At 43.2% G+C, this 21148-nt stretch carries 18 protein-coding genes and 1 pseudogene; 10 read left to right on the top strand and 9 right to left on the bottom strand.

The genetic code is table 11. The features are described from left to right. The first annotated feature begins 98 nt into the window (after positions 1-98). Together I3252_RS00610 and I3252_RS00605 are read left to right on the top strand one after the other, a co-directional pair. On the top strand, positions 99-1883 hold the full coding sequence (locus I3252_RS00610) for an acyl-CoA dehydrogenase C-terminal domain-containing protein (RefSeq protein WP_201614220.1): 1785 nt from the start codon (positions 99-101) through the stop codon (positions 1881-1883). A gap of 405 nt (positions 1884-2288) precedes the next feature. Beyond that, a complete protein-coding gene (locus tag I3252_RS00605) occupies positions 2289-4769 on the top strand; it encodes a site-specific recombinase (protein ID WP_238033886.1) in 2481 nt (826 codons plus the stop codon). A gap of 102 nt (positions 4770-4871) precedes the next feature. Here the strand turns inward: I3252_RS00605 and I3252_RS00600 are convergent, their stop codons facing one another. From I3252_RS00600 to pdxA, 4 genes are all read right to left on the bottom strand, one after another. Continuing rightward, on the bottom strand, positions 4872-5714 hold the full coding sequence (locus tag I3252_RS00600; RefSeq protein WP_238033885.1) for a symmetrical bis(5'-nucleosyl)-tetraphosphatase: 843 nt from the start codon (positions 5712-5714) through the stop codon (positions 4872-4874). 96 nt (positions 5715-5810) lie between these two features. Further along, positions 5811-6674 carry a 16S rRNA (adenine(1518)-N(6)/adenine(1519)-N(6))-dimethyltransferase RsmA gene (gene rsmA, locus I3252_RS00595; RefSeq protein ID WP_238033884.1) on the bottom strand — a complete coding sequence of 288 codons (864 nt, stop codon included), beginning with the start codon at positions 6672-6674 and terminating at the stop codon, positions 5811-5813. A 349-nt stretch (positions 6675-7023) separates the two neighbouring features. Then, complete coding sequence (locus I3252_RS00590) at positions 7024-7407, bottom strand: hypothetical protein (protein ID WP_101212631.1); 384 nt, start codon at positions 7405-7407, stop codon at positions 7024-7026. Between the two features lie 145 nt (positions 7408-7552). Continuing rightward, entirely contained in the window at positions 7553-8644 is a 1092-nt protein-coding gene (gene pdxA / locus I3252_RS00585; RefSeq protein WP_238033982.1) for a 4-hydroxythreonine-4-phosphate dehydrogenase PdxA, read from the bottom strand. 348 nt (positions 8645-8992) lie between these two features. Here pdxA and dnaB point away from each other — a divergent pair, with 348 nt between their 5' ends. From dnaB to argF, 3 genes are all read left to right on the top strand, one after another. Beyond that, complete coding sequence (gene dnaB, locus I3252_RS00580) at positions 8993-10396, top strand: replicative DNA helicase (protein ID WP_055124901.1); 1404 nt, start codon at positions 8993-8995, stop codon at positions 10394-10396. A gap of 164 nt (positions 10397-10560) precedes the next feature. Next, positions 10561-11667 (top strand): alanine racemase, encoded by a 1107-nt coding sequence (alr, locus tag I3252_RS00575; protein WP_238033883.1) that lies wholly within the window; start codon positions 10561-10563, stop codon positions 11665-11667. A 189-nt stretch (positions 11668-11856) separates the two neighbouring features. Beyond that, positions 11857-12774: an ornithine carbamoyltransferase gene (gene argF / locus I3252_RS00570; RefSeq protein WP_193012283.1), complete on the top strand. Its 918-nt coding sequence runs from the start codon at positions 11857-11859 to the stop codon at positions 12772-12774. Positions 12775-12889: 115 nt separating this feature from the next. Here argF and rpiA read toward each other — a convergent pair whose 3' ends face one another. The 5 genes from rpiA to I3252_RS00545 form a co-directional block, all read right to left on the bottom strand. Beyond that, the gene (gene rpiA, locus I3252_RS00565; protein ID WP_238033882.1) at positions 12890-13549 is read right to left on the bottom strand and encodes a ribose-5-phosphate isomerase RpiA; all 660 of its coding nucleotides are present in this window, start codon (positions 13547-13549) and stop codon (positions 12890-12892) included. A gap of 139 nt (positions 13550-13688) precedes the next feature. Further along, a complete protein-coding gene (locus tag I3252_RS00560; RefSeq protein WP_238033881.1) occupies positions 13689-14999 on the bottom strand; it encodes an arsenic transporter in 1311 nt (436 codons plus the stop codon). Between the two features lie 81 nt (positions 15000-15080). Next, entirely contained in the window at positions 15081-15827 is a 747-nt protein-coding gene (arsH, locus tag I3252_RS00555) for an arsenical resistance protein ArsH (protein WP_238033880.1), read from the bottom strand. Then, on the bottom strand, positions 15817-16221 hold the full coding sequence (gene arsC / locus I3252_RS00550) for an arsenate reductase (glutaredoxin) (RefSeq protein ID WP_238033879.1): 405 nt from the start codon (positions 16219-16221) through the stop codon (positions 15817-15819). The genes arsH and arsC overlap by 11 nt, the downstream gene beginning before the upstream one ends. Positions 16222-16518: 297 nt before the next feature. Next, positions 16519-16893: a metalloregulator ArsR/SmtB family transcription factor gene (locus I3252_RS00545; protein ID WP_201539673.1), complete on the bottom strand. Its 375-nt coding sequence runs from the start codon at positions 16891-16893 to the stop codon at positions 16519-16521. A 195-nt stretch (positions 16894-17088) separates the two neighbouring features. On the opposite strand from I3252_RS00545, the gene ilvA reads away from it, so the two are divergent. The 5 genes and pseudogenes from ilvA to I3252_RS00520 all read left to right on the top strand — a co-directional run bounded on the left by ilvA (position 17089) and on the right by I3252_RS00520 (position 21126). Further along, entirely contained in the window at positions 17089-18642 is a 1554-nt protein-coding gene (gene ilvA / locus I3252_RS00540; protein ID WP_238033878.1) for a threonine ammonia-lyase, biosynthetic, read from the top strand. Positions 18643-19013: 371 nt separating this feature from the next. Further along, a pseudogene (locus I3252_RS00535) lies at positions 19014-19151 on the top strand (excalibur calcium-binding domain-containing protein); the annotation flags it as partial. Between the two features lie 6 nt (positions 19152-19157). Then, entirely contained in the window at positions 19158-19856 is a 699-nt protein-coding gene (locus I3252_RS00530) for an FMN-binding negative transcriptional regulator (RefSeq protein ID WP_345945875.1), read from the top strand. 125 nt (positions 19857-19981) lie between these two features. Further along, positions 19982-20422, top strand: a complete 441-nt coding sequence (locus tag I3252_RS00525) for a S4 domain-containing protein (protein WP_087815957.1) — start codon at positions 19982-19984, stop codon at positions 20420-20422. A 206-nt stretch (positions 20423-20628) separates the two neighbouring features. After that, a complete protein-coding gene (locus I3252_RS00520) occupies positions 20629-21126 on the top strand; it encodes a low molecular weight protein-tyrosine-phosphatase (RefSeq protein WP_238033877.1) in 498 nt (165 codons plus the stop codon). The last annotated feature ends 22 nt before the right edge of the window (positions 21127-21148 follow it).

Genomic DNA, 21148 nt, shown 5'->3' with positions numbered 1-21148 from the left:
TTGCTAAACTTTGATTATTAACCGCTAAGGTTAGACCAAAAGAACAATTGATATCTTTAACAACTTTAATTTTATTTATTTGAACCAAAGGAATGTTTATGGCTGTTTATAATGCCCCTCTGAATGACATGCGCTTTATCTTAAATGATGTATTTAACGCGCCTAAATTTTGGCAAAACAACGAAAACTTAGCTCATGTCGACATGGAAACCGTCGATATGATTTTGGAAGAAATGGCAAAACTGTCAAAAAACATTCTCTTGCCAATCAACCGCAGCGGCGATGAAGAAGGCGCAACCTTTGAAGGTAATGGCGTCGTCACGACTCCTACTGGATTTAAAGAAGCGTATAAACAGTATGCTGAATCAGGCTGGGTTGGCTTAAGCGGTAACGCTGAATACGGTGGTCAAGGTTTCCCAAAAATGGTGACTATGCTGACTGAAGAGATGGTATTCACTGCCAACCAATCATTTGCGCTATATCCAAACCTAACCGTTGGTGCAACGCTTTGCCTAAACGCAGCGGCGTCTGAAGAACAAAAGCAAACTTACCTAGAAAAAATGTACAACGGCGAGTGGGCGGGCACCATGTGCTTGACAGAGCCACATGCTGGTACTGACTTAGGTATCATCAAAACAAAAGCTATCCCTAATGATGACGGTAGCTATGATATCTCTGGTACCAAAATCTTTATCACTGGCGGCGAGCATGACTTAACCGAAAATATCATTCATTTGGTATTGGCAAAAACCCCTAACGCGCCAGAAGGCTCAAAAGGTATTTCACTATTTGTCGTACCAAAATTTTTGGTCAATGCAGATGGCAGCTTAGGCGAGCGTAACACCCTAGCAGTCGGCTCTATCGAGCATAAAATGGGTATCAAAGCCTCAGCCACTTGTGTCATGAACTTTGACAGCGCTAAAGGCTGGATGGTTGGTGCCGAAAACACGGGTCTGTCATCAATGTTCATTATGATGAACTATGAGCGTGTCACTATGGGTCTGCAAGGCCTTGGTGGTTCTGAGCTTGCTTATCAGAATGCGGCGTTATATGCCAATGACCGTGGTCAAGGTCGTAGCGATACTCAGCTACAAAGTCCAGAAAAACCAGCCGATGCCATCATTCATCATGCCGATGTGCGCCGTATGCTATTAAATGCCAAAGCCAATACCGAAGCCTCACGTTGCTTTGCGATGTACGTGGCTAAAAATCTTGATGAAGAGAAATTTAGTACTGATCCAGAGGCTGCGCAAGCTGCTGCCGCACGTGTTGCTCTATTGACGCCAGTGGCTAAAGCGTTCTTGACTGATAAAGCATTAGAAGCCACCATTGATTGCCAGCAAGTATTCGGTGGCCATGGCTACATCCGCGAATGGGGTATGGAGCAAATCGTTCGTGATACCCGTATTGCGCAGATTTATGAAGGTACCAACGGTATTCAAGCACTCGATCTACTAGGTCGTAAAGTGGCGAAAAATAACGGCAAATACGTTACCCATTTCTTAGGTGAAATTCGTGATTTCGTCAATAACATGCAAGCGGATCATGGCATCAAACAAGCAACGCTAGATGCTGCCGACACGATTGAAGCATTGACAAACACTGTGCTTAGCAACATTAGCGAGCGTAAAAACGAAGTCAATGGCTGTGCCGTTGACTACATGCATGCCTTTGGTTACCTCGCTTATTCGTATATGTTTGCGTTGATGGTAGAAGCCGCTAACGGTAAAGAAGGTGAGTTTTATACCAATAAAGCCAAGCTTGCCGATTATTTCGTCGGGCGTATTTTGCCACGCATTGATGCTCATGCACAAATGGTTCAAGCTGGTAGTGATCCAATGATGAACTTTGATCTTAGCTACTTTGATGTACCTGCTAGCTAATTTCTTACTTTTATAATAAAGTAAGCCATACCGCACTACGATAAGGGGACAGTCACGTTACTGTCCCTTTTTTTGCCAAAAATATCATCACAGTGATGGTTTCCACAATCGATATAATGAGCGCCACAAAATAACTGCTAACAAAATAATTAACCGCTCAGGCATTGTTACGATTAAAATAACGCAAAGTCACAACATTAAGATTGCTACAAATATCTTTAATGCCGAAACCAATAAGCTCTGAACCAATGACTTCCAAATTAGTGAGCTGCAAATTAGAAACCTAACCATCAATAGTGGTAGATATCGCGACATTGATAACCAATATAGCCATTCAAAGCGCTTATATCTTTGCTCATACTCAATAATAACAATGACTGAAATAACCACCACAAGGGATGCAATGTGTCAGAAATAAAACACATTTTACAACAGATTACAGCCTTAAGTGATGTGCCAGATCCTGCGGTACTCAAGCGCTTAATCGATGAGCTACGAGTGAGTGATAAAGAGCCCACATTAGCCAATCAAAACATTCAAGAGCTGATTGACATTTTACGTCAACATCCAGAATATGCAGATGGACTGTCAAGTTTCGTCTTGAAACTGATTATTGAATATCGCCAAATTGCTTTATATACCGATACCGGCATCATGTCGGATCAGGGCTTTTTTAATAGTCTACGTCGCCTTATCGGACACCGTTTTTTACCGCTATTGCCACAAGAAGATTCTGTCGTAGAATTGGTCGGTTATTTATTTGATAAACGCTCTGATGAGCGCTGGCTTGCCAATATTAAAAAAGACAAATGGGATGAACTGGTTGAGCTACTCAAAGTCGATGAGCAGCATTTAAACTTAGTTGCGACAGCAAAAAACAGTATCTTGAACGCGATTATCATTTTGTCATATCGTATCAGCGGTATTGGCTTGCATCCAGATTTGATGGAATTCTATCCGCAAATGCTGAATTATTCAGCGTCATTTGTGGCACAAAATCAAGAGGCAGTCTTATACGTCAATCAGTATCGAGAAGCGCATGAGCTTGATACTTTAACGGATATCACGCCCGAAAAAGCGGTAGATCCTGCGCCGTTATTGGTCATGATTGAACAATGCGAAGATATCGTTGCCACCATACGCAAGCGCATTTATAAAACGGGAATCTCTATTCGCCTGACCAACATGATGCTGCGTTTAGACCAAAGCTTGCAGCGTATGCGCATCTTAACTGAACTGGTAGCAGATAATTATGATAAGCGCGATCAGGCGCTCATTGAGTTGATTCAAGCACTGATTACTACTGCGAGCCGCCGTTATAGTATTGGATACTTAATTGATAATAATACCAAGCTGCTGTCGCGCAAAGTCACTGAAAATGCCAGCCGTGTGGGTGAACATTATATTAGTACCGATAAATCGGGCTACCAAAAAATGTTCAAGAAAGCCTCTATCGGTGGTTTTATTATTGCTTTTATGGCAACGCTTAAGATATTAGCCTATAACCTAGCCCTCGCACCGATGGGACGCGCCTTTGTAAATAGTATGATTTATGGATTGGGTTTTGTTTTTATCCATATCGTTCATGGTACGGTTGCTACCAAACAGCCTGCTATGACGGCGGCGGCAATTGCCTCTACTATCTCGGACGGTTCTGGCAAAAAGTCACACCAGTTAAATAAGCTATCAGAATTGGTGGTCGATATTTTACGTACCCAGTTTGTGGCGATTATGGGCAATATCATGCTAGCAATACCAGTCGCTCTGATTATCTCTTTTGCATGGCTACAATATACTGGTGCGCCGATGATCAATACCGACAAGGCTGCACACTTACTGCATGATCTTGACCCCTTTCACTCACTGGCATTGCCCCACGCGGCCATTGCTGGCGTTTATTTATTTTTATCTGGTCTTATTGCTGGTTACTACGATAACTTGGCAGTCTACAACCAAATCGGTGCCCGTATTCAGCGCCACAAACTACTTCAATACCTACTACCAAAAACTTGGTTACAGCGTTTAGGCGGTTTTATAGAAGCCAACCTTGGCGCCATTATGGGCAATTTCTTGTTCGGGGTGTTCTTAGGTAGTACTGCAACAATTGGCTATTTATTTGGCTTACCGATTGATATTCGCCACATTGCGTTTGCCTCGGCGAATTTGGCGCATGGACTGTTTAATATATCTGCCAACCAGTGGGATTGGCAGATTGTGTTTATTTCTATTTTAGGCGTTGCCCTTATTGGCATGGTGAACCTCATGGTCAGCTTTTCGCTCGCATTATTTGTGGCACTGCGCTCTAAAGAAGTCAAATTCATGGAGTGGAGTCGTTTAACCAAGCAGCTTTTCAGCCATATGCTTACCCATCCTTCAGACTTTTTCTGGCCACGTGATAAGCCAATGAAGTATGCTCGTATCGACAGCCAAGGACATATGATTTTTGACGATACCAGCGCTCATAAAGGGGGGCAAACTATTCCCAATAATTATGTCGTGCGCCGTTTGTCTGATGTAAAAATCCTACCTAAATCCAAGCAAAAAAGCATGCAAAATGAACAGGCTATCACAGACATAGATTACGATAATAACATCTCAAATGCTGACACTGACGCTGCGCTAAAAAGCCGGGAAACACACAGTACTACCAATCATATCAGTACCAAAAAAACCATTGAACTCGATGATGGGCTGATAGATGAGGAGCTCAATAGCGTTCCTTATAGTAGTGATATTCAATATGATAAAGCGCATAACGCCTTTACTGAGGGTAATGAGACGACTGCCCATCCTGAAAGCGATAACAGCAACCCTGAAAACAAGGCTGCGGGCGATGCTAAAACCTCACTACCTAAACCCAAAAAACCACCGAACCTACCCAGCTAATGGGAAGGTTTTGGTGGTTCAATAAATCGTTTGGATAAGCCAAATAGTTGCGGCGTGCCCTCATCTTAAAAACGGAGATAGAAATGAGCCCATACCCTAATATTATGTTTCTGGCTGTAAGCAGTGCGCACTTGACCTGATAATTTTTCCATCACTCAAGCGATAAGCCAATAGGTCATTACCCCAAACGCAGCCACCGTCAAGTGCACGCGCATGCGGTAAGTCTACCTCACCTTTCAACGCTGCCCAGTGCCCAAATAATACCTTGCGAGTCCGCGGCACTTGCCATTCAAACCAAGGCAAAAAACCCTCTGGCATAGACGCTTCTAACCCTGCTACAAAGCTAAATTCTAACGTGCCATCTTGTTTGCACAGCCGCATACGAGTGAAATAATTGGCAATTGCACGCATTTTGGTAAAGCCATTAATATCTCGATGCCAGTCATCAGCAGTCTTGCTATATAAATTCGGCAATAGACGATCCAGCTGTTTTAAACTACTTTGCAATTGTGACTCTAACTGCTGCGCGTGATTTGCGGCCGCCTCAACCGTCCAATGTGGTGGAATGCCAGCATGAACTAATACCGTCTGCTCATCAGGAAAAGCCAATACTGGCTGATGACGTAGCCATTCAAGCAGTTCATCGCAATCATCGGCAGCAAAAATAGGCGCTGTCTGATCCTTTTTTTTAATCTTTGCCGCACCGCGCCAGACAGCGATCAAATTGATATCATGATTGCCGAGTACTGTCGCGGCTGCCCCTTGCTCACAAAGTGCTTTGACATGACGCAAGGTACTTAACGAATCTTCACCACGTGCCACCAAGTCCCCCGCAAACCATAGCTTGTCTTGCGCAGGATCAAAATCCAATATTTCAAGTAAATGAAGGTACGCCGCATAGCAACCTTGCAAGTCACCGATGACATACTGATGGCGAAAGCTCATAAATCCTCAGTGTTTTTACGTGATAGTTTTATGTGAAAATCTTATATCGTCATTTCCATATAAATGTCTTTGACGACGAATCGGCAGTAACTCGATTTAAACCTCTACTTTACGCGCCTGATTGCTCAAATTCACAAAATCCTTCACACTTAAGACTTCAGGACGTGCTTGTGGGTCGATGCTACACGCTGCAAAATCTTCTTCGCTCAATGTCGGTAGCAACGTTGATTTTTTAAAGATGGCACGTAACGTCTTACGACGATGGTTAAAGGTTTCACGTACCACAAGCGCGAAATACTCTTCGTCCTCTGCGACGACTGGCTTAATGATATGCGGCATCAAACGAAAAACCGCACTGGTTACTTTTGGTGGCGGATTAAAAGCACCACGTGGTACGGTCAGTAGATAATCGGTATGGCAATGATACTGCATAATGACAGATAGGCGACCATAAGTTTTGCTACCGACATCCGCCGTAATACGCTCGACCACTTCTTTTTGCAGCATAAAGTGCATGTCTTGAATCACATCTGCATAACTGAGCAAATGAAATAAGATAGGCGTAGAAATATTATACGGCAGATTACCAACCACACGGAGCTTGCCACGCTCATCGCTATATAGCTCGCGATAGTCGACATGCATGGCATTGTCTTTGATGATCGTAAAGTTTGGATGGCTGTTGGCACCGATACGAATACGCAGGCTATCTGCCAAATCACGATCCAGCTCGACCACAGTCATCGCATCCACTTCTGCCAATAATGGCTCAGTTAGTGCGCCCATCCCTGGCCCAATCTCAATCAAATTGTCATCGCGCTCTAAGCGAATGCTCTCAACAATCTCACGGATAACACTGCGATCATGTAAGAAGTTTTGACCAAAGCGCTTACGCGGTTGGTGTTTGGCAGCGCGTAGGCTGTTGGTAATAGACTGAGCATCAAACGAAATTTTGGACATAAAAAAGTCTTAATGGGTAAAAGATAAATGGGCTATAGCGCTATGGCAGCAATGTGCTGGTTTTATATGCGCTTTTATTGGCTCGTTTTGTAATACGAATTATACCACAGCTCGTAAATTTGCTGTATTTTTGAGACATTTTATTGATAAACCGCTCATACCTTAGCGCAATCGACACAGTGCCTTTTTTGTTCTTAAACCATTGATACTATTAGTCTACAGGATAAAGTTCAAGTCCTCACTAAACAACCGCCCTTATTCATATAAGAGTGATTATATTTGATGAGCGTATTAGTAAGCATTTAATCTAAATGGCTGTTACACAGAATATGGGATGATCTCATTAACCTTAGTCTGTCCAGCTCAAACATTTATCTCCGTTTCTAATGAGATAAGCTTTAATTTGAAAATTATAATATTTAGCGTATAAATCCGCTGAAGTATTGAATTGATGCTGCTTATAAGTTTCATATCCATGTGACGTTCCTCTTATTGGAACAATATTTTCATCGCTAACGCACCCTCGCTTTATTTCGGGAGTGTAGGGACCACCACTGTAAGTGGCATAAACGTGTAAATCACCCTTCGAAATAGCTTTCAGAGCATCAGCTGTAGGATCTGCACTGTATAGGTAATCCAAACTGAATGGTTGTTTTACTTCACTACTACAAGCTGATGCTAAGCAAAGAAACAAAAGTAGTATAAGTAATCTAATCACCAAAACTTTCTCCATGTTGTTTGCTTGGATGACGAGTAATAGAATTTTTGTATAATGGAACCACTTATATCAGGGTATGTTCAATGATTTATAAATAGTCATTATTTACGATAAAGCTAACCAATAAATACTGCGCGATAAATCTCGCTAAGGCACCGACTTATGCCAGAGGTCTATTAATAAGCGATTTGTCTGCCATTTCATTAGCCATATTCAACGCTTGATATAAGCTAGTCGCACTCGCCCCGCCGCTTCCTGCCAAGTCTAGTGCCGTGCCGTGATCAACCGAAGTACGAATATAAGGCAAACCTAAAGTCAGATTAACCGTATCACCAAAACCATGTGATTTCAGCACTGGCAAACCTTGGTCATGATACATCGCAATCACCGCATCACAGTTGGCTAGATGTCTGGGTGTAAATAAGGTATCCGCTGGCATCGCCTCTGATATATCGACGCCTGCTTTGATAAATTCTTGCAAGACTGGATTGATAATATCAATCTCCTCCATACCCAGATGTCCGCCTTCACCTGCATGTGGATTAAGACCACAGACTAAAATACGTGGATGTATTAAGCCAAACTTCTCTCGCATATCATCAATGACAATTTGTACGGTTTGGCGTACATTATCCACGGTGATGGCAGCAGGGATATCTTTCAACGCTAAATGAGTGGTGACAAGCGCGACTTTCATGGCTTGATTGGCGAGCATCATCACGACTTTATCACAGCCACTTTGCTGCATAAAAAACTCTGTATGACCACTAAACATCGTGCCATCTAATAGTTTAATATCGGCTTCTATCAGTGCAGACTTTTGCAATGGTCCAGTGACGATAGCGGCCACTGTTTTATTGGTTGCCAACTGATGGGCAATGTCTAACTGCTTAGCAACCATTGCTGAATTGTGCGTGTTAATTTGTCCGCAGACAACTGGCTCAGCACAAGATATATTAAGCAGAATAAAAGAACTATCCACGTCCGTATCTGGCTGCGACATCTGCTCTACAACGTTAAGATTAAAGTCATCGGCATCGATATCAATAGTTTGCCAGATGGCAGGGTTTTTCAATACATCAGCTGCAACCAACTCATCTGCGCGCTTTGTCATAGCGGTGCTATCGGCGGTGACCCAAATTGGGCGTTCAAAATCTTGCAATTTACCCTCAGCCGCTAATAGCAGCACGATATCCATCCCAATACCAGCAGGCTCACCAGTTGTGATTAATAATGGCAATTTTTTTTGTATATCTTGCATCGTAACTACGCCTTTATATTTATATTGAGTCGTGAATTTTATTGTATTTTTTATGGGAAAAATAAGTACTGACACTTAATATTGTATAGATGATTTTTTACTTATTACAACCGTCATCTAGAATAGATAGTTGTCTATCGGTGCCGAAAAAAGCCTATTATGTGTTAAACTTTCGCTTTTGATTATAGCATTTACCAGTCAACACCGAGCTCAGGTTTTGGTACTTCAATTATAGTGGCATGTGGCGTTTTATTTGCTGTATCAGCACCCAATGAAACCCTGATATCACATACCCATTTATACCCTCTTTTATATCGACTTTTGACACATTAGGCAATCATGGCAGACAACGAAAAAACCGACGACTTACTCAATCAGACACCGCCGCACAATATCGACATTGAAAAGGCATTGCTCGCGTCCTTAATGAGTATCGAAGAGGCGTACGACAAGATTGCTGATATCGTTACCAAAGATGATTTTTATGCAGGGCGACATCAGTATATTTTTGATGCTATTGCTCATTTAGCGGCAGTCAACGAACCCTATGATACGGTCATGGTACACGACTGGCTTGAAGCACAAAAACTCCTTAAAAGTGCAGGCGGCGATAGCTACTTGGCAGATATTTTGAGCCAAAGTCCTGCGACCTTGTTTAACCTGACCGCCTATGCTCAGCGCGTTCGTGAACTATCTACTCTACGCCAACTGATTACGACTGGCAATGAGATGCTTACGCTCGCCTATAATCCTAAAGACCAAACCGTCAGTGATATTTTAGACAGTGTTGAGGGTAAGATATTTAGCATCAATGAGCAGCATAATAAACGCGCTGAACAACGTGGACCTGTGGGTATTACGGCTGTTTTGACCAACGTTATTGATAAGATTCAAGAGCTAAAATCCAATCCCGATGGCATGATTGGTTTACAGACGCCGTTTGCTGAGTTGAATAATAAAACCCAAGGCTTGCAGGCAGGTGACTTAATCATCGTGGCTGCGCGCCCTTCTATGGGTAAAACCACCTTTGCAATGAACTTGGCAGAAGGTATTTTATTTAACGAAGATCTGCCTGTTGTGGTGTTTTCGATGGAGATGCCTGCTGAGTCTATCGTCATGCGTTTGCTGTCCTCATGGGGCGCGATTAATCAGACGCATCTGCGTTCTGGGCAAATGAATGAAGATGAATGGGCAAAAATGATGAATGCCATTCAGCACTTGCAATCTAAGCACCTTTATATTGACGATAGTACAGCGCTGCCACCCTCTGAGATGCGTTCACGCTGCCGCCGTATCGCCAAAAACCATGACGGCAAGCTTGGCGCCATCGTCGTCGATTATCTGCAATTGATGAAAGTGCCAAACCTAGATGGCAACCGTGTTGGGGAAATCTCTGAGATTTCACGGAGTCTCAAGGCGCTAGCACGTGAGCTTGAATGCCCTGTTATTGCATTATCACAGCTTAACCGTAGTCTAGAAAACCGCCCTAACAAGCGTCCTATCATGTCGGATTTGCGTGAATCTGGTGCGATTGAGCAGGATGCCGATTTGATTATGTTCATCTATCGTGATGAGGTTTATAATGAGAATACAGACCACAAAGGCGTGGCTGAAATCATTATTGGTAAGCAGCGTAACGGCCCTATCGGCACTATACGTTTGGGCTTTGAAGGGCAATTTACCCGCTTTATTAACCTAACACCAGAATACTATCAAAACGTCAGTTTCGAGAACGACGAGTAATCAATCTTATAAAATTTTAGCCTAATAAAGCTGAGCCTGATAAAGACTAAAGCTTAATCATAAGCGAACAAATAGTTTTTAATAAAATAGCCAGTGCTGCATTAGCCCAATTGATGCAGTACTGGCTTTATAATTTCATAATTCTACTTATAAAGAAGCCAATTATGCGTACTATCACAATCAAACCACAAGCCATTACTCACAACTTAAACCAAGTTAAGAAAATGGCAGCAAACTCTAAAGTTCTCGCCATGGTCAAGTCCAACGCTTACGGACATGGCGTGGCAGCGGTATTGCCTGCATTGCAACAAGCAGACGGTGTTGGTGTTGCAACCTTGACTGAGGCGCTAGAAGCTCGGCAGTTAGGCTGGGACAAAACCATTGGTTTGATTGAAGGGGCATTTACCGCTGATGAGTGGCAGCAAGCCATTGAGCATGATATTAGCTGCGTGATTCACCATGCGCCGCAGTTGCAGTGGGCACTAGACAATATCCCACCAGCCAATAGTGCGACCAGAGTGGTTTGGCTTAAATATAATACTGGTATGAACCGTCTAGGCTTCAACGCTGAAGATATTATGGCAGCGGCTAAGCGCCTGCATGAAGCGGGATATCAGCTGATACTAGCCACACATTTTGCTAATGCCGATGACAGCACTCATCCATTAAATACGATGCAAATTCAGCGTTTTTCAGATGTATTAAGCACTTTGCAAGAGACTGTTAGCAACGATATCAAAGGCTCATTATGTAATTCAGCCGGTATCGTTAATTTTCCAGAGCATCATTATGATTGGGTACGTCCCGGCATTATTTTATATGGTAGCGCCCCTGTCATTGATAAAAGCGCGCATGAATTAGACTTACAGCCAGCGATGGATTTCAGCGCACAAATTATCGCCCTGCAAACAGTTCAGGCAGACAATGCTATTGGTTATGGCAGTCGTTGGACAGCGCAGAAAGACACTAGAACAGCGCTGGTGAGTGTCGGCTACGGTGATGGTTACCCTCGTGTCATCAGCGATGAAGCCTATGTCACTGTTATAGATACTACCAACGATCAAAGCTATCGATGCGCAGTCATTGGACGCGTGGCAATGGATATGATTGTCATTGATGTCAGTACCGCACCAGAAGACATTGCGTTAGACAGCAAAGTAATACTGTGGGGCGATGCTCCGCACGTCGATGAAGTCGCCGCACATGCAGGTACTATTAGCTATGAGCTACTATGCCGCCTAAGCATTCGCCCAAATCGCATACAAGTATAATTATGCTGACCTCGTCACTATTCATGTAATGTCTGTTTGCCAGACTTATAAATCACGGCAAATTGGACATTTACATTAAGCCTAATTGCGCTATACTAAAAGTTTGTTGTCACCCCAGTATACGCACTGACGCGATGCTATTAAAGACTGATGACGTTTCACTGACTGCGATCGACTGCTAGGATTACTATGAGTTTGCGCCATTTTTTGACCTTATCTGATTTAACCAAACAAGAACTAGAAAACCTTATAAAACGCGCCAGCGAATTACGTAAGATGCAACATGCTGGCGAGATATATCAGCCATTTGTTGGTCGTACGCTTGGCATGATATTTGAAAAATCCTCAACCCGTACGCGCATCTCGTTTGAGACGGGTATGGGTCAGTTTGGTGGTAGTGCTATATTTTTATCGCCAAATGATACCCAGCTTGGGCGTGGTGAGCCACTAGAAGACTCCGCTCGTGTCATATCGAGCATGGTCGATATCATCATGATTCGTACCTTTGGCCACGAAAAAGTTGAGACCTTTGCTGAATACTCAAGTGTTCCTATTATTAATGCTTTAACTGACGAGTTTCATCCTTGCCAGCTACTGGCAGACATGCAAACCTATTATGAGCATCGCGGTAGTATCGAAAATAAAATCGTCACTTGGGTCGGTGATGGCAATAATATGTGCGCATCCTATATGCAAGCGGCCCATCAGTTTGGCTTTGAGCTACGAGTAGCAGCGCCTTATGGTTTCGAGCCTGACCCTGAGCTGATGAAACGTTTCTCGCATTGCGTCAGTATTGTCGAAAACGTGCAAGAGGCAGCGAAAGATTCAAACTTAATTGTCACTGATGTATGGGCAAGCATGGGACAAGAGTCTGAACAAAACACTCGTGCGCGCCGTTTTGCCGCTTATCAAGTAACGCCATCGCTATTAGATAAAGCCGATCCTGAAGTGGTATTTATGCACTGTCTGCCCGCGCATCGTGGTGAGGAGATCTCTCATGATATGCTTGACGACCCACGCTCAGTGGTATGGGATGAAGCTGAAAACCGCTTACATGCACAAAAAGCCTTGATGGAATTCTTATTACAAGACAAAATCAAACTTTAAAAAATATAGTCGTAACCTATTTATCAAAGGATAAGTATAAAAAAGGCAGACCACATTTAGTATGGTCTGCCTTTTTAATTTTTGCTCGACAATTATTACTCAGCTAACGAGCCATTTAACGCATCAACGTCTCGACCCCACCGCTACTTGCTTTAAGCAATACATCAGCTTGATTGGCAGCAAAAATCCCATTACAAACAACGCCAACGATATTATTCAGCTCTTTCTCAAGCGCTATCGGATTACTAACGTCCAAATCATAAGTATCTAAGATGACGTTACCATAATCAGTCACAAAATCTTCACGGTAAACTGGCTCACCGCCCATACGGGCTAATTGCCGTGCGACATAAGAACGTGCTTGCGGCAGTACCTCAATAGGAACAGGAAACTCGCGACCTAGCACCTCAACGCTTTTGCTCTCATCAACCATACATATAAATTTGTTAGAAGCCGCTGCCACGATTTTTTCACGAGTGAGCGCGCCGCCACCGCCTTTTATCAATTGCAAATGCTCATTGACCTCATCTGCCCCATCGATATAAATATCAAGCGTACCAGCAAAGTTCAAATCAACTATTTCAATACCAAGGGCACGAAGTTTGTCTTCAGTGACCTGTGAGCTAGCCACCGCGCCAGCAAGCTTTACAGTTGGCAATAATTCAATCAAACAGTTGACCGTACTGCCTGTGCCTACTCCAAGTATCATGTCATCTTCGATATAACTTAGAGCCGCTTTGGCGGCGGCTTGCTTTTGTGCTTGCTGATCACTCATCATAAATCCTTGGAAAAATAAACGTATCGCTTTAAAAAAAGTAAAGGGTAAAAAGGTAAAATGCGCCGCCATTATACCCGATGAGCTTAATGGATGTCAGCGTAATAGCCACGCTAATCGCAAGACATTCACTCAAATTTTAAAATGAAGACAGATAAGGCAACCAAACAACCAAAGCCAGTAGCGTGACCAATAGTACGGGTGGGGTAATAATCAGTCCAATTTTCATATACTGCCCCCAACTGATTTTATAGTCTTTTTCTGCCAATACATGGAGCCATAATAAAGTCGCCAAACTACCGATAGGTGTGAATTTCGGCCCCAAATCATTACCAATCACGTTGGCATAAATCATAAGCTCACGAGTAGCAGCAGGTACCTGCGCACTATCAATCGCCAGTGCACCTACTAAAGTAGACGGCATATTATTCATGACAGAGGCTACAATAGCAGAGAGGAATCCAGTTCCTACTGTTGCGATGACCGTACCCTGCTGCCCCAACCAATTCAATACTTGAGCACCATAGGCAGTCAATCCTGCATTGCCCAAGCCATAAACCACCAAGTACATACCGATGGAAAATAATACTATTTGCCAAGGCGCTTGACGCAGGATATCAGATACAGAAACAACAGCATCACGCCCCCTTTGCCACCAACGACCTGCAATTGCCATTAACAGTAACGCCGCCACTCCTGTCACCAAGGAGATAGCAATGCCCAATGACTCAGTCGTAAAGTAGGCAATAAGTAGCAACGCAAGCAGTGGAAAGGCCGCTTTAAAGACCAGCGGATCTTCAATCGCAGACTCTGGTGCACTCAAATCAGCAATGGAGTAGTGTTTTGGAATGTGCCGCGCATAGACCACCCATAATACGGCGAGTGTCGCCAATACAGAAACAATATTGACCGGTATCATCACTGCTGCATAACGGCCAAAACCAATGTCAAAATAATTGGCACTAACAATATTGACCAGATTAGAAGTGACTAACGGCAGACTTGCGGTATCAGCAATGAAACCTGTCGCAATGATAAACGCTAAAGCAGATGGTGGTGAGAATTTGAGACGTAGTAAGATAGCGATAACAATCGGGGTCAATAGCAATGCTGCCCCATCATTGGCAAAAAACGCCGAGATAAACGCGCCTAAAATCACAATCATAGGAAACAGCAAACGTCCTTGCCCATTGCCTAGCCTAGCCACATGCAGCGCTGCCCAGCCAAAAAATCCTGCTTTATCTAAGATAAGCGAGATGATGATAAGCGCCACAAAGGTAAAAGTCGCATCCCAAACGATGTCCCACACAATGCCAATATCGGAGAGCTTTACCACGCCAAAAGCCAAGGCTATCAACGCACCACCCATTGCACTCCAGCCAATACCCAGTCCTTTGGGCTGCCATATCACTAAAACCAAAGTCACGATAAATATAATCAATGCGATCATTGAGTAACCTTTTTAGGCTTAATTATTATAAGAACAATTATGTAAGAGCAAGTATTAGAAAATGAATGATGAGAGGATACATTAGAGTGATTTTTGATTGACGCGCTGCGACAGCTCCTCTGCGCTTTCTACCCGTTCAGAGTAACGGTCAGTCAGATAGGCTGAGCGTCCACGAGTCAACCAAGTGAATTTCACTAACTCCTCACAAACATCCACGAGACGCAAATATAAAGGAGACTTATCCATACGATCATCGTCATTAAATTCCAAAAAGGCTTTAGGAATAGATGATTGATTGGGTATGGTAATCATCCGCATCCAACGCCCAAGAATGCGCAATTGGTTGACCGTATTGAAGCTTTGGCTGCCACCGCTGACTTGCATCACTGCCAAAGTTTTGCCTTGAGTTGGACGTACACTACCTAATGACAATGGAATCCAGTCAATTTGTGCTTTCATAATACTGGTCATACTGCCATGACGCTCTGGGCTCACCCACAGCATACCTTCTGACCACTGCGCCAGCTCTCGTAACTCTTGCACTTTGGGATGATCTGCATCAGCAGCATCAGGCAATGGCAACCCCGTCGGATCAAAGGTTCGAACCTCACAACCATACCAACGCAATAGACGGCTCGCTTCTTCACTGGCCAGTTTAGAGAATGAGCGCTGGCGTAGAGAGCCGTATAGCACCAATATTCTTGGCGCATGGCGCGGGTCATGTGTACTAATTAAAGACTCAATATCGATAGGCTGTATACTGTCTGCATTAATATTGGGCAAATCACCCAAATCGACTACATCTAAATCTGCTATTTTATTTGCCATGATAAATCACTTCCCCATCTTCTTTAGTAAAACTACTCACGGGATTCTCTAACAAATCAAATATACGCTCAGACGGTCGGCATAATGCTGCGCCTTTATTGGTGACCACGATAGGGCGATTGATTAAAATGGGATGGGCAATCATCGCATCAATGATTTGATCGTCAGACAGTTCAGGATTGTCTAATCCTAACTCATCATTGACAGGCTCTTTGCTTCGTAACAGCTCTCTTGGTGAAAGGTTTATCTTTGCCAACAGCTCAACTAAATAATCACGGCTTGGTGGGGTTTTAAGATATTCAATTACTTCTGGATTTTCGCCTGATGCTTTCATGATGGCCAATGTATTGCGAGACGTACCGCATTTTGGATTGTGAAAAATTAGTGATGTCATAGTAATTTTACCTATATTTATGAATATGCTTAGGGTGTGTCCTCAATCTTAAAAAAATTAACTAAATGAGCTAAAAATGAGGACATGCCCTAGGGCGTGTCATCAATTAGCACATGAATACATTTAGTGGTCTTAAAATGGCTAAATTTTGCTAAACATCGTCAGAAATTTTGTCAATATGTTCATATTAACGGCAATTTCTTTCTTGTTTATCTACAATTTTTCTCATTTTAAGCCTCACAATCTAATTGATGATACGCCCTAGTATTAAAGAGATTTATTGAACCCGTTATGGGCTTACTGATTATTTGAAAGACTGTCTGCATCAGCAGGTTTAGCACGCTCACATCCGCTCAAACTGTCCATAAGAGATGCACACAATTCTGGATGTCCCGCACAACAATCTTGCAATAGAAACTGAATAACCTCCTCCATATGTGACAGTGAGGCGCGATAAATTATCTGCCGACTGTGCCGTTGAGACACCACCCACCCTGCACGAGCCAGCACCGATAAATGCGCTGACATCGTGTTATGTGGCACAGACAGTTGACGAGCAATTTCACCTGCTGGCAGACCAACGGGCTCTTGGCTGACGAGCAACCTAAAAGCCTTGAGACGAGTATCTTGAGAGAGCGCAGCAAAGCTGGCGATAGCATTAATTATTTCCATATGTCCAATAATACAGACATATGGAAATAATTCAATATTTTATTTAAATAATATTGAGATAAAACCAACCCTATCTTTCATCAAAAATTGAAATCGCTGCAAAAACTGCAATAGGGTCTTGCAAGACCGTTAAAATCAGCATAGGCTAATCTATTTAATTTTTCTATTCATCCATACTTTTTATTAGGGAACATTATGCTGTCACATTGGGTACGAGCCATCTTGCAAGCCACCGTCTATGACGTGGCAATTCAAACACCACTTGAAGCGGCGCCCAAGCTGACCCAACGTTTTGCTAATGACATTCGTTTTAAACGCGAAGACTTGCAACCGGTCAAATCCTTTAAATTGCGTGGTGCCTATAACCGAATTAGTCAGTTAAGTGATGAGCAAAAAGCACGTGGCGTCATTTGCGCCTCAGCAGGTAATCATGCCCAAGGGGTTGCTTACTCTGCCCGTAAACTTGCCCTAAACAATATCATTGTGATGCCGACCACTACACCTGACATTAAAGTAGATGCAGTAAAGGCGCTTGGCGGCAATGTCGATTTGTATGGTGATAGCTTCGATGAAGCCAACCGTTATGCAATCAATCGCGCTGAAACAGAAGGTCTGACCTTTATCCCCCCTTACGATGATGAATTGGTGATTGCCGGACAAGGTACCATTGGTCTTGAGCTAACTCAGCAATGGCGCAATATGGATTATGTGTTCGTCGCGGTTGGCGGTGGTGGTCTCATCTCAGGTGTCGCGGCATTCTTAGGTGAAGTTGCGCCGCATGTCAAAGTGATTGCGGTGGAAGCAGAGCAATCCGCTTCTCTTAAAGCGGCGCTTGAAGCCAATGAGCGCGTTAAGCTTGAGCAAGTTGGACTGTTCGTCGACGGCGTGGCAGTTGCTCAAATCGGTGAATTACCATTTGAAATTGTTCGTATGCAAAAGAGTGATAAGTCAGGTCCTTTAGTCGAGCCTGAAGTCGTGACTTGTACCAATGACGAAGTATGTGCGGCGGTTAAAGACATCTTTGAAGAAAATCGCAGTATCGTTGAGCCTGCGGGCGCGTTACCCGTTGCTGGCATGAAAAAATATATCGAAGCCCATAATCTGCAAGGTAAAAACTGCGTTGGTATTATTTGCGGTGCCAATATGAATTTTGACCGCCTACGTTATATCGCTGAGCGTACTGAGATTGGTGAGAAAAAAGAAGCCATCTTTGGTGTGACGATTCCTGAGCAGACAGGCGCTTTCTTAAATTTCTGTCGTAGCTTACATGGACGCAATATTACTGAGTTTAATTACCGCGCCGATAGCAAAAAATCACCTGACTCTATGGAACCTGCAGCAATATTTGTCGGTATCGCACTAAAAGAAGGCGACAAAGAGCGTAAAACCATTCGTACGCAATTGGCAGCTGATGGCTATACAGCTCATGATTTGACCGATGATGATATTGCCAAATCGCATATTCGCCATTTGATTGGTGGTCATGCGCATGTTGCAAACGAGCAATTATTAAGTGTGGTTTTCCCTGAACGTCCAGGGGCATTGCTGAAGTTTTTAGAAAAACTGGGTGATGACTTTAATATCACTTTGTTTCATTATCGCAATCATGGTGCCGCCGAAGGTCGCGTATTGGTCGGTTTGCAAGCGTCTGAGGGTAACTCTCGTCAATTACAAGACGCGTTACTGGATATCGGCTATGATTGCACCATGCTCAATGACAATATTGGTTATCAATTATTTTTGAAATAAAAATAGACTATCAATCCATCAATGGCTGTTTGTTAATCACCAAAAAGCCGCCATTGATGAATGAACAGTGGTTATGCATTGGTAGCTTTCCTTAATTCATAGCGACCATGATTAGGTGGTAAACCGTGACTCAAAAAATATTGATCTTTGTATTATTACTGGTTTTAGCACTTTTGGGTTATAAGGTGCTGCAACCTAAAAACTCGACCAGTAACCCTATCGCTGACGTTGCGACTGATACTCCAGTTGACGCCACTTTTACCTCAACTGATCTGGATGACATACCGCCAACGTACGTCGATTCAGATGCAACGTCAACATCAGTCTCGGCAGTAAAACCAGTACTCACGTCGTCAGCATCAGCACCAAGCTTTACCTGTGATGGCAGGAAGCATTGCTCTCAGATGACGTCATGCGCAGAAGCCACTTACTTTGTACAACACTGCCCGAATACCAAAATGGATGGTAATAATGATGGTATCCCATGTGAGCAGCAGTGGTGTCGCTGATTTTATATCAAATATAAACTGAGAACAGCATGCAATACTCCTGCTATTTTTGCCGAAGAAAACCTAGAAAATATCATTGGATTTATCGCAGCCAATCCCTTAGCGACCTTGGTTGCTCAAACCAAAGATGGCATCGAAGCCTGCCATATACCACTCTTCTGGCATAACGATAACTTTATGCCTGATGCTAGTGTTGGTGTTAACTCTAATGCTCAGCACGGCTATCTTTACGGTCATTTCGGTCGTAAAAACCCTATTTATCAGAACACCTTACCAGATACTGCATGGTTAATTATTTTTCAAGATTCTGGACATTATATCAGCCCCAACTGGTATCCTAGCAAAGCGAAAACCCATAAAGAAGTGCCCACTTGGAACTATCAAAGTGTTCATATTCAATCCAAAATTGAGCTGCTTGAAGACGCCGATACGCTGAAATGGATATTAACAACCATGACTGCACGGCAAGAGGTACTATCCGACCATCCTTGGTCATTAGATGAGGCACCTGCTACTTATATCGATGCTATGTGCCGAGGGATTATTGGCTTTAAGCTACCCATCGATTCTATACAAGCCCAATTTAAATTAAGCCAAAATAAAACCGTAGAAAATATCACAGGTGTGATTAACAGTTTAGCGCAGTTAAAGACAAATGATGCGGCAGAAATGGCGATGAAAGTTGCCAATCAGAATAATGGCTAAGACGAGACTTTCTCTCTTTACCATAAAAATCTATTTTTAAACATTTTGATAGCGCAAAGCTCTTTCAATTTGCAAAAAAAGCACCATTAATATTATCTTACTTTATGGATATCGATGAGGTTTTGATGAGTAAACACAACAAAAACCACAATCAGCCTAGCCATAGCCAACCTGATGTTGTGCGTATGCGCCTCGACAAGTGGTTGTGGGCAGCACGATTTTATCGGACACGTAATCTCGCTAAAGAAGCCATAGAAAGCGGACGGGTACATTATGCGGGTAGCCGCGTAAAGACCAGTAAAGAGATTATGATTGGCGATGAACTACAGATTCGTCAAGGCTCAGCCACTGCCATGACTGAAAAGACCGTGATCGTTGAAGCACTAACGGCGCAACGTGGTAATGCGCTTGCTGCTGAAATTTTGTATTCAGAAACTGAAGAAAGCGAAGAGCGCCGCGCTTATCATGCTGAGCAGCGCAAACTTGCCAATCTTGCACGGCCTGATAATAAACCCAACAAAAAAGAGCGCCGTGACCTTCAACGCTTTAAGCACAAACAAGAATAAGCTGGTCAAAGTACGACCTTAGATGATAAATAATATCATCGAAAATTCGTGAACAGATGACCGTATTGTTTAGCTTCTACTCTTGCCATTCAAGGCATTAACCGTTACGCTGACAGCCGATTTACTTAATTAATTGCATGCTAATAAAAGCCGCACTAACCTGCCGGTCTCTTATAGCATGTTTTTTTGTTATACAAGGTCATATTATGCTGATGAAAACCTGTACTCCGTCTTCTGTATTATTGGTTTGTTTGGGAAATATTTGTCGATCGCCAACGGCTGAAGAAGTCTTTCGTCAGCAAGCAGCGATTGCTGGATTGTCAATCAAAGTAGATTCAGCAGGAACGAGTGACTCGCATATTGGTCATGCGCCCGACACTCGCTCGCAACGCCATGCAAAAGCGCATGGTTATAAAATCAATAAACTGGTCGCCCGCCAAGTCAGTGCCGATGACTTTCGTAATTTTGATTTAATTCTAGCAATGGATACACAGAATTTAGCTGATTTACAAGCCATCAAAGACAGCTTGATAGAGACAGAAGACAATTTGGCCAAGTTGGCTTTATTTAGTGAAGAAGATCCTACTTATGGCGGCGACGATGTGCCAGATCCTTATAAAGGTGATGGTAATGACTTTGAAGAGGTAATTGAGCGTATTGAGTCAAGCGCACAAGCGTGGATTGAAAGCTGGAAAGCTTGCTAACGATAACGCTAACTTTCTGCCA

Origin of the sequence: Psychrobacter sp. Ps4 (assembly GCF_022129285.1) — a bacterium.
GTDB classification, from domain to species: domain Bacteria; phylum Pseudomonadota; class Gammaproteobacteria; order Pseudomonadales; family Moraxellaceae; genus Psychrobacter; species Psychrobacter immobilis_A.
This window is presented reverse-complemented; position numbering and strand designations above follow the sequence as displayed.